Source organism: Candidatus Methylomirabilis sp. (genome assembly GCA_036000645.1).
Classification (GTDB): Bacteria; Methylomirabilota; Methylomirabilia; order Methylomirabilales; family JACPAU01; genus JACPAU01.
Window position 1 is genome coordinate 1 of record DASYVA010000119.1, and the last position, 9,441, is coordinate 9,441.

The 9,441-nt window shown below is 70.5% G+C and carries 8 protein-coding genes; 5 read left to right on the forward strand and 3 right to left on the reverse strand.

The genetic code is table 11. The annotated features are described in order from the left end of the window. From nth to VGT06_06860, 5 genes are all read left to right on the forward strand, one after another. Nucleotides 1-578 (forward strand): endonuclease III (gene nth / locus VGT06_06840; GenBank protein HEV8662834.1); only part of this gene is annotated, 578 nt, incomplete at its 5' end. A 5-nt stretch (nucleotides 579-583) separates the two neighbouring features. Next, nucleotides 584-3,046 (forward strand): DEAD/DEAH box helicase, encoded by a 2,463-nt coding sequence (locus VGT06_06845; protein ID HEV8662835.1) that lies wholly within the window; start codon nucleotides 584-586, stop codon nucleotides 3,044-3,046. 275 nt (nucleotides 3,047-3,321) lie between these two features. After that, nucleotides 3,322-4,290, forward strand: a complete 969-nt coding sequence (locus tag VGT06_06850) for a hypothetical protein (protein HEV8662836.1) — start codon at nucleotides 3,322-3,324, stop codon at nucleotides 4,288-4,290. Between the two features lie 80 nt (nucleotides 4,291-4,370). Next, nucleotides 4,371-5,672, forward strand: coding sequence for a radical SAM protein (locus VGT06_06855; GenBank protein HEV8662837.1), 1,302 nt, complete (start codon nucleotides 4,371-4,373; stop codon nucleotides 5,670-5,672). Between the two features lie 28 nt (nucleotides 5,673-5,700). Continuing rightward, a complete protein-coding gene (locus tag VGT06_06860) occupies nucleotides 5,701-6,033 on the forward strand; it encodes a hypothetical protein (protein ID HEV8662838.1) in 333 nt (110 codons plus the stop codon). A 101-nt stretch (nucleotides 6,034-6,134) separates the two neighbouring features. On the opposite strand, the gene VGT06_06865 is transcribed toward VGT06_06860, so the two are convergent. The 3 genes from VGT06_06865 to VGT06_06875 all read right to left on the reverse strand — a co-directional run. Further along, on the reverse strand, nucleotides 6,135-7,658 hold the full coding sequence (locus VGT06_06865) for an FAD-dependent thymidylate synthase (protein HEV8662839.1): 1,524 nt from the start codon (nucleotides 7,656-7,658) through the stop codon (nucleotides 6,135-6,137). 54 nt (nucleotides 7,659-7,712) lie between these two features. Continuing rightward, nucleotides 7,713-8,294, reverse strand: a complete 582-nt coding sequence (locus VGT06_06870) for a GNAT family N-acetyltransferase (protein HEV8662840.1) — start codon at nucleotides 8,292-8,294, stop codon at nucleotides 7,713-7,715. Nucleotides 8,295-8,426: 132 nt separating this feature from the next. Beyond that, the coding region (locus VGT06_06875; protein ID HEV8662841.1) for a zinc-binding dehydrogenase at nucleotides 8,427-9,441 on the reverse strand (1,015 nt) is incomplete at its 5' end.

A 9,441-nucleotide genomic window follows, 5' to 3' on the forward strand; every position in this document is an offset into this window, starting at 1 on the left:
CGATCCTCTCGGCCCAGTGCACCGACCAGCGGGTGAACCAGGTGACCCGAACGCTCTTCCAGAAGTACCGAACCGCAGCCGACTTCGCCCGGGCAGACCCGACGGTCCTGATGGGGGAGATCCGCTCGACCGGCTTCTACCGGAACAAGGCCCGGGCCATCATCGGCTGCTGCCAGCGGCTCCTCTCCGAGCACGCCGGCGAGGTCCCCGACACCATGGAGGCTCTGACGGCCCTCCCGGGGGTCTGGCGAAAGACGGCCAACGTGGTCCTGGGGACCGCCTTCGGGAAGCCTGCCCTCGCTGTGGACACCCACGTCACGCGGGTGGCCAACCGCCTCGGGCTGACCGCCACGGACGATCCCGACAAGATCGAGCAGGACCTGTGCGTCGTCATCCCGCCCGCCCGGTGGGCCCGGGCGACTCACCTCTTCATCTTCCACGGTCGCTACACCTGCAAGGCCCTCCGGCCCTTGTGCGACCGGTGCCCGGTCTACGAGGACTGCCTGTGGCCGGAGAAGCCGAGACAGCAGGGGGCGAAGCCGGTGCCCCGGCCGGATGCTCGGTCGGCCCGGGGGTGAAGGGGATGCCCGATCCCGGGTCCACTCCCGTTGGGGCGCCAGCCGAGGCCCTCCTGGCGGCTTTCCGCGCCCGCTACCCCTTTCCCCTGGACCCCTTCCAGGAGGAGGCCAGCCGGCACATCCTGGAGGGGGTTTCGGTCATCGTTTCGGCTCCCACGGGCGCCGGCAAGACCCTCATCGCCGAGTTCGCCATCACCCGGGCTCTCGCCACGGGTACCCGCCTGGCCTACACGACCCCCCTCAAGGCGCTGAGCAACCAGAAGTTCGCCGACTTCACCCGCCAATACGGCGCGGAGCGAGTCGGCATCCTCACGGGGGACGTGAAGGTCCACCCCCGCGCCCCCCTCGTGGTCATGACCACCGAGATCCTCCGGAACATGCTCTACACCAGGAGCTTGGAGGAGATCGGCTACGTGGTGCTGGACGAGTGCCACTACATGGGAGACGAGAGCCGGGGCACGGTCTGGGAGGAGATCATCATCAACTGCCCGCCGGAGGTGCAGATCGTCGCCCTCTCGGCCACCGTGGGGAACATCGAGGAGATCGCCGAGTGGGTCCGGACGGTCCACGGGGAGATCCGGGTGGTGAAGCACACGACGCGCCCGGTCCCGCTGCACTACCACCTCTGCGACAGCGAGGGGCACTTCGTCCCCCTGGACGGCCTCTCCCGCAGCCAGGTCTTTGAGACCCTCCGGGGGGGCTTCGACCGCCGCCGCCTGCGGGTCCAGCGGTTCCGGCCCGGGCGGGCCCGGCCCTTCCTGCGCCGCCGCCCGGCCAGTCCCCTCGCCGTCATCCCGGGGCTGCGGGCGAAGCGCTGGCTCCCGGCCATTTACTTTATCTTCAGCCGGGCGGGGTGCGAGGCCGCGCTGCGCCGGTTCCTGGAGGACGGTCTGAACCTCCTGGAGCCGCACCGGGAGCGGGAGGTGGAGGAGGCGATCGCGGCCTTCCGGGCGGAGAACCCCAGCCTGGTCTCGGAGAGCGAGCTCAACGAGATGCTCTTCGACGGGTTACGCCGCGGGGCGGGGGTCCACCACGCCGGTATCCTCCCGGCAATCAAGCGCCTGACGGAGCAGCTGTTCGAGCGGGGCCTCACCCGGGTCGTCTTCGCTACCGAGACCATGAGCCTGGGGATCCACATGCCGGCCCGGAGCGTCTTCCTCCAGAGCCTCACCAAGCGGACCGACGTCGGCTTCCGGACCGTCACGCACAACGAGCTGACCCAGATGGCCGGACGGGCCGGGCGCCGCGGGATCGACCCCGAGGGGAAGTGCATCATCGCCCTGGATGGGCCCGAGGGAGTGGACGAGGCGCTCTACCTGATCCGGAAGGCCTCGGAGCCGGTGGAGAGCCAGTTCCGGGTCGGGTACTCCTCCGCAGCCCTGCTCCTGCACAACTACCCCAACCCCCAGGAGATCCGGCGGAACATCGAGTCCTCCTTCGGTCAGTTCCAGAACCGGAAGCGGATCGAGGAGGTCGAGCGGGAGGTCGCGGAGCTGGTGGAGCGGCTGCGCCGGGTGCGGGGGTTTACGCTCGGGTGCGGGGAGCATTGCAACCTCCTCCAGTACCGGGCCCTCCGGGAGGAGCTGGAGGCGGCGCGGCGGGGGCAGGTGCGCTCCCCCGGGGGACGGGAGCGGCAGGGCCGCCGGAGGGGGCCGAGACACCGGGAGCAGCTCCGGGTCCTCGCGGGGGAGACTGGCGGGCTGGACGGAGGCCTGGCAGCCCCCGACCCTTCCCGGATCCCGGACCTGACCCTCGCGCTCTCAGAGAGCCCCTGCCACCGCTGCCCGGAGCGCCCGCGGATGGAGCAGCTCAAGCGCCAGCACCGCCTCGCCGCGACGGTGGAGGCGCGGGAGCGGTTACTGGCCCAGCTCCGGAACAGTTACTGGGACCAGTTCTGCCGGGTCGTGGATGTCCTCAAGCACTTCCGTTACGTCCAGGGTAACGCGCTGGCCAAGGAGGGGCACCTGGTGGCCGGGCTCCGGCACGACAACGAGCTCTTGGTCGCGCGGGTCGTCTTCGCGGGTGTCCTGGACGACCTGCCGGGGCAGGAGGTGGTGAGCCTCCTCTCCTGCCTCGTGGAGGAGCCCAGGGAGACCGAGGCGGGCTTCGCCCGGGCGCTCCTCAAGCGGTGGCCGCACCTGCGGCAAAGGGTGCGGGCCATGGAGGACCTGGCGGCCGAGGTCCAGGCGGTCCAGCAGGAGCACCGGGTCAGCCTCCCGGTCTCGATGCACACCGCCCTGCTTGCGGCAACCTACGAGTGGGCCGCCGGCGAAGAGGACTGGGTCCACCTGGTCGAGGCCCACTACGGGGGGCACGAGGGGGATCTCATCCGCGCCTTCCGCCGGTTGATCGATCTCAGCCGCCAGATCGTGGATGCCCCCGAAGTGGCCGAGCCGCTCCGCGCCCAGCTTTGGCAGGGCGTCAAGGCGCTCGACCGGGGCATTGTCCTGGAGTCCGCCCTCATCTAGGTGCCGGGCCAACTGACGTCGCCTCACCTCGTTCTCGGTCGTCGGCGGTCCTCAACGTACAAACAGCGTACGCCTCCGGCCGCCTCCTCCCTCGGGCCTCGTGATGCTCGTCATTTGGCCCGACACTCCGGCCGTCGCGTGAGCCTTGGTGACAATTCGTTGCAGTCACTCTAGCCTGCCGCGCACCCCCCGCCTGTTGGCCTGGTGGTTGCACCTCCCCGGGCCTGCCTCCGCCCGGCAGCGCCGTCGCCGGGCCGGGGGGAGGAGGAGCGGCCATGGGGCAGAGGACCCGTTGGGAGAAAATTGCCCGGGACTGGAACGGGAAGTACTACCCGGCGAAGGGCTTTCTGGACTGGGAACAGAAAGTGGTGGCAGCCCGGGACGGGTACCTGGCGGTCATGGGGACCACGGTCCGGGATGGTGCCAACGTGGCCTATGTGGCCATCCGCTTCCCCCGCGGCGGCACCTGGCAGAGCCTGTCCGAGGCGGTGATGCGGGATCCGACCGTGCTCAAGGCCCTCGGGAAGGAGACCTTCCCCCGTACGCTTCGCAAGCGTCTGAAGGTCGAAGAGGGGCTTCTCTGGTTGGACCGGCCCTATTTTCTGCGGGGGAACCCGGAGCGCTTGGCTGCCCTCGCCGGGGCCTTCCTCGCCCTCCTGCCGGCACACGTGGCGCGTTTCAACGGCCGCTGCGAGGTCTGCGGCAGCGTCCCCGTGGCGGAGCCGATCCTGGTGAACGGCTCACCGGGGTACGTCTGCGCCGGCTGTCTGCAGGGGGAGAAGCAGGAGGAGGCGCGGGCCGAGCGGGCGTACGCCGCGCAGGCCGCCAACCCCGCTCTCGGGCTTCTGACCGGAGCGGGGGCGGCGCTGGTGGGGGGGCTCGGCTGGGCGATCCTCGCCGTCCTCACCGACCACATCTACTCGGCGGTGGCGATCGGCATCGGCGCCCTGGTGGCCTATGCCGTGAAGGCCGGGATGGGGAAGGTGGACCTCCTCGGGCAGGTCCTGACCGGCGTCCTCACGCTCCTCGGCGTCTTCGCCGGGCAGGTCTTCTACGTCGCCCACCTCATCCAGAGCCGGACCGGAAGCTATAACTTCCCGGTGGCCCTGCAGGTCTACCTGCAGGTCCTGCAGGCGAAGCCCACCGCCGAGCTGCTCACCTTCTTCTTCGCCCTCCTGGGCGTGGCCGTTGCCCTGTCGGCCATGAAGCGCCCGAAATTCCGGAGCACGGTGGAGCAGGTCTGAGCCTGGACAGGCTTTCCCCGGAGTGCTAGGATGAGTTTCCCGCCGCGCCTTCGGGCGCGGCGGGCGTTTCCGGGGAGGCCATGGTTCAGGCGCTCTTCGCCGATCCCAAAGGGAAGATCTACGACCACCCCTCGCTCGAGGCCGCCGGAGCGTCGGGGACGGATCCCAGTCGGATTCCGGCCGAAGACCTTCTCCCGGTTCCGGAGGGAACCCGCTTCTTCCATCTCCCGGGCAGTCGCCCCATCGCCTTCGATCCCTCTCTCGACGCCTTTTCCACGCTGGAGCGGGTCCCGGTAGGGCGGCGGAAGGTGACTCCCCTGGCGGTCGCGTGCTTCCTGCCGCCGGGCTACACGCGGACGCACCTCCCCGCCGCCCACTACCCGGGACCGTCGCCCTACCTGCCTCTCTGGGCCTACACCGCGTGCGGCTTCGCAGCCGGCCGCTTCGTCGCGGCCGCGGTCCGGGTGGACCCGGTGGACCACTCGGAGCCCCACCACTACGACGATCGGGAGATCCTGCCGCGGGTGGAGGCTACGCTGCGGCAGCACCCTGCGAACCGCCTCTGGAAGCAATTGAAGGTCTGTGCCCTCGCCTATCACTGCCTGGCCGCCAAGAACGCGTTCCTCGGCCGCTGGGAGATGCCGCTGCCCGCCTCGGCATCGTGCAACGCCGACTGCGTGGGGTGCATCTCGCTCCAGCCAGCGGGGGCCTGCCAGGCCTCCCACGAGCGCGTCCTCTACCGGCTGACGGCAGGGGAGGTCATCGAGGCCGCGGTCCCCCACCTGCGCGAAGCTGAGGACGCCATCGTCTCGTTCGGCCAGGGGTGCGAGGGGGAGCCGCTCTTGCAGGTGGACCTGCTGGAGGCGGTCATCCGGGGGCTCCGGGAGAAGACCGACGCCGGCACCATCAACTGCAACACCAACGGCTCGAGCGCCGCCGCCGTCACGCGGCTCGCCCGGGCCGGACTCGACAGCGTCCGGGTGAGCCTCAACGCGGCGCGGCCGGAGACCTACACGCCCTACTACCGCCCCCGGAACTACGGCTGGCAAGACGTGGCCGACGCGATCGCCGCCGCGACGGCGAACGGGGTCTTCACCAGCATCAACCTCCTGGTCTTCCCGGGCGTCACCGACCGGGAGGAGGAGGCGGAGGCCCTCTTCGCCCTGATCCGCCGGACGGGCCTGCACATGGTCCAGATGCGCAACCTGAACATTGACCCGCGCCTCTACCTGGCGGCCGTGCCGCCCCCCCGGGGCAAGGTCCTGGGGATCCGGAGGCTCCTGCGGCTGCTGCGGAAGGAGTTCGCGCATGTGGAGATCGGGTACTTCAACCGTCCCAAAGCCCTCTTTGACCGACGCCTCTGCGAGCAGCTCCCGCTGTAGGAGCCTCCCGGCGGCCCCGGCCCTGCTCGTGGCCGTAGCCCTGCTGGCGACCCTGGCCGGACGGGCGGCGGCCCAGGAGCGCCTGATCTACCAGGACGGGAATGTGGAAGCGGTGGTGGAGCGGGCGGGGGCGGGGGTGGGAAAGAGCGAGATCCTCGACATCACCTTCACGAACAGGACGGCCAAGACCTTACGCCGTGCCAGTGTCACGGTGCGGTTCTACGATGAGAGGAGCCGCCTCGTGCGGGAGGCGACGGTTCCCATGATCGCTCTGGATGCCCCCGTCGCGAAGACCAAGTATACCGCCCCCGCCCACGCGCGCTTCGAGCTCGGCCCCGTCCATTACGAGTTCGCCCCCTAGACTCGCACCCCGGATCGGCACATGCCGCTTCAGCCGAGGGCCCATCTGCGTCGGACGGCGATGGAGCGGGCAGCGATGCACAGATCTCACTGGGGGAGCGGTTAGGCGCGGGCGAGGTCGTAGTCCTTGAGGTCCACGCGGATGAAGGAAGCCAGGAACGGGTGGACCCGCTCGAGTTCCCGGAAGGCCTGCTGGGCGATCCGGCGGTAGGCCGGGTGCCCCTGCTTGCCGGAGCGCAGCGCGATGAAGTGGTGCAGCTCGCGGAGGTTCCAGGTGAAGAGGACCCGGACCCTCGTGGCGAGCGGCAGGACGTACGCGGCCTCCTCCGGGAATTGGCGGGCGAGGGCCGCGTACGTGTCGGCGGCTCGCGCCATCCCCTCCCGGAACAGGGCGGCGAACCCGTGCCGCTCCGCCTCCTCCGGCATCTCGTAGCCGTGCTCGGACGTGAGGGGCTGTCGGAGCTGCATGGCCATCCGGTGGCGCTGCAGGTCGCGATACGCGCCGAAGTCCACCAAGACCTCAAAGGAATAGACGAGGTGCTCGAGCGCCCGGAGCGGCGCATCGTGCGGGCCGCGCCGCGCCTGGTACTCCGTGATGATCCGCTCCCGGACCTCCCGGGGCTGCCGCCGCACCTCCTGGAGGAGCTGCTCGTAGGGGAGGCGGGAGGCGGTGTAGAGAATGGCCGCCGTGAGGTGGACCTCGGGCTCCTCGGGCGCCCGGACGATCCGGACGCTCCCCGTCGGCGCGGGCTCGGCTTGGCCCGCCACCTCGGCCGCGAGGGCCGCCACCGCCTTCGGGGTCTCCTGCATGTAGGCATTGGGCGCGGCGTACTTGATCAGGGTGGGGATGACGTGCTGCGCCTCCGCCTTCATCGCAACCGCCAGCTCCCGGGTCTCGGGCAGGGGGTGGGAGAGCATCTTGGTGAGCAGGTGCTCCAGGGCCCGGCCATTGATGGTCATCCCGATATTGGTGAGGGTGGCGGTGGGGAGCAGGTACCGGAGGAGGTCGCAGGCGTGCGCGCGGCAGGCCGTCTCGTGCCCCTTCGGGCTCTGGCCCGGCGCGGGCGGCCGCTCCGCCATGATCCGCCGGGTCACGTCAGGACTCAGGCGCGTGTAGGTCTCGAGCAACCACTCGGCCGCTTCGCGGTACGGCGCGGCGAGCGGCGAGGCCATGATGGCTGCCGGCCGGTAGTAGCGCTCCTTCTCGAAGACGACGTAGCGCGTGGACTTCTCGGTGTAGGCGGCCAGGCGCATGTCCTCCACCACTTTGCTGGCCAGGATGGAGACATCCTCCAGCGCGAGGTGGGCGACGGCGTGCTCGGCCACCGACGCGTGGCCGTACCCGACCACCCACTTCTCGTGGAACTGCCGTGCCTTCTCGCGGGCGGCGGCAAGCCCCTGCTCGTCCGGGTCCGCCGCGTCCAGCCGTCCGGCCAGATCCAGGTCCCCTTCCCGGAGGAGCTTCAGGAGGTTCGCGCGGAGGGTCTCGCGGCTGCGGCTGTAGTAGGCGAAGAGGACCGCCACCACCTCTTCCGGCAGGTTCCGGAGGGCGAAGACGGGCCGGTCCAGGTTGGTGACGTAGGGGCGTAGGAGGGCGGCTTCGGCCTCGAGGTCGGCGGGGTGCATGGCGCTCCTGGCGGCGGGGCGGGAGGTCGCGGGCCCCGCGCGGCGGGCTCCCCGCTACTGGGCGGCGAAGGCCTCGTCGTCCGGCACCAGGTCGTAGGCCATCACGATGAAGTCGTGGGCCTTGCCCTTCTGGTCCCGGACGTGGCGGGGGAGCGTCGCTACCCTGTAGAAGCCGAGGCGGGTAAAGGTCTGCATCGGCCCGACCTGCTCCGACATGAACTCGGCATCCAGGAGCTCCAGGCCGGAGTCCCGGGCTACCTCGATGAGTTCCTTGATCAAGCCGCTGGCGAGGCCCTTGTGGCGGAAGGAGGGGTGGGCGACCACCCGAACCTTGCCGACGTGGCTCATCCAGCCCCGCTTCTGCTGGTGCAGGGTCGCGTCGGCCACGATCCGGCCGTCGGCCTCGGCCAGGAGCGGCAGGACCTGGCCGTAGTCCAGGCCCCGGATCCAGGAGTCAATCACCGCCTCGTCGGTCACGTCATCCTTCAGAAACAGCCGCTCCTCCTCCGGCACCGCCCGGAAGAAAACCAGGAGCGCCTCCTTGTCGTCCTTTCCCAGGGGGCGGATGATCACGGTGCTCCCGTCCCGGAGCGTCATCTCTCGGGGGTAACGCTCCTCCAGCACATGATGCAGCATGGGGCCCTCCCGCGGCCTTCGCTCGGCCGCCGGCGCTGCGCCGCCGGCGGGACCCATCGCTCCGGCCGGGAGGCGCCCTGCGCCCGTGGGGTATTGATACCACGGGCCCGGCGCAGCGGCAATGAAATTCCCTCAGCCTCCGGGGAGGAGCGAGACGCGGAGCGCCTTCCGCTCGGCGGCAACGGCGAAGGCCTCGTTGATGGCGGAGAGGGGGAAGGTGTGGGAGATGATCCGGTCGAAGGGGTACCGGGTGCCGGCCCGCTGGAGGAGCCCCAGGGCCCGCGGGATGACCCAGGGCTCGTAGACCACCAGCCCCACAATGGTCCGGGAGCCCCGCACCACCTGCCCCGGATCCACCGTGCCGGTGCGTCCGAGGTTGATGTTGCCGATCCAGAGGATGCGCCCGCCCACCCGGGCCATCGCGATCCCCTCCTCGAGGACGGCGGGGGAGCCGCTGACTTCCACGACGAGGTCGGCCCCGTACCCCCCGGTCCGCTCGCGGATCGCGGCGGCCCGCTCCTGCGCCGTGAGGCCGGTCACGTTGAGCGCGGCGTCGGCCCCGAAGGATCTGGCGAGCTCCAGGCGATCCGGGAGGAGGTCCAGGACCAGGATCGTCCCGGCCCCCATCTCCCGCGCAATCGCGCACGCGTACAGGCCGAGCCCCCCCGCTCCCTGGATCGCGACGGCGTCCCCCAGGGTGACCCCGACCCGATGCAGCCCGTAGACCATCTGGGCCAGGGCGCAGTTCACGGGGGAGACGACCCGGTCCTGGAGGGTGTCGGGCAGGCGGTACACCCACTGGCCGGGCCGCAGGTAATAGAACTCGCCGTAGGCGCCGTGGAAGTGCGGCGGATCCTCGCAGGAAGTCTCCAACCAGTACCGGTAGCGGTTCGGGCAGCCCGGGACGCCGTGCCAGCAGGCCGGGCAGGCGCCGCAGGGCAGATAGTAGGCGTAGCAGACTCGATCACCCTCGCGCAGCGGTTGCCCGAGGGTGTCGGATTTGACCGCCCGCCCCAGGCGCTCGATGACCCCCACCATCTCGTGCCCCAGGATGCGCGGCGTCCCCCCCTTCAGACCGGGTCCGCCCCCCCGGACGAAGTGGAGGTCGGACCCACAGATGTTCGCCATGGTGACGCGGATCAGCATG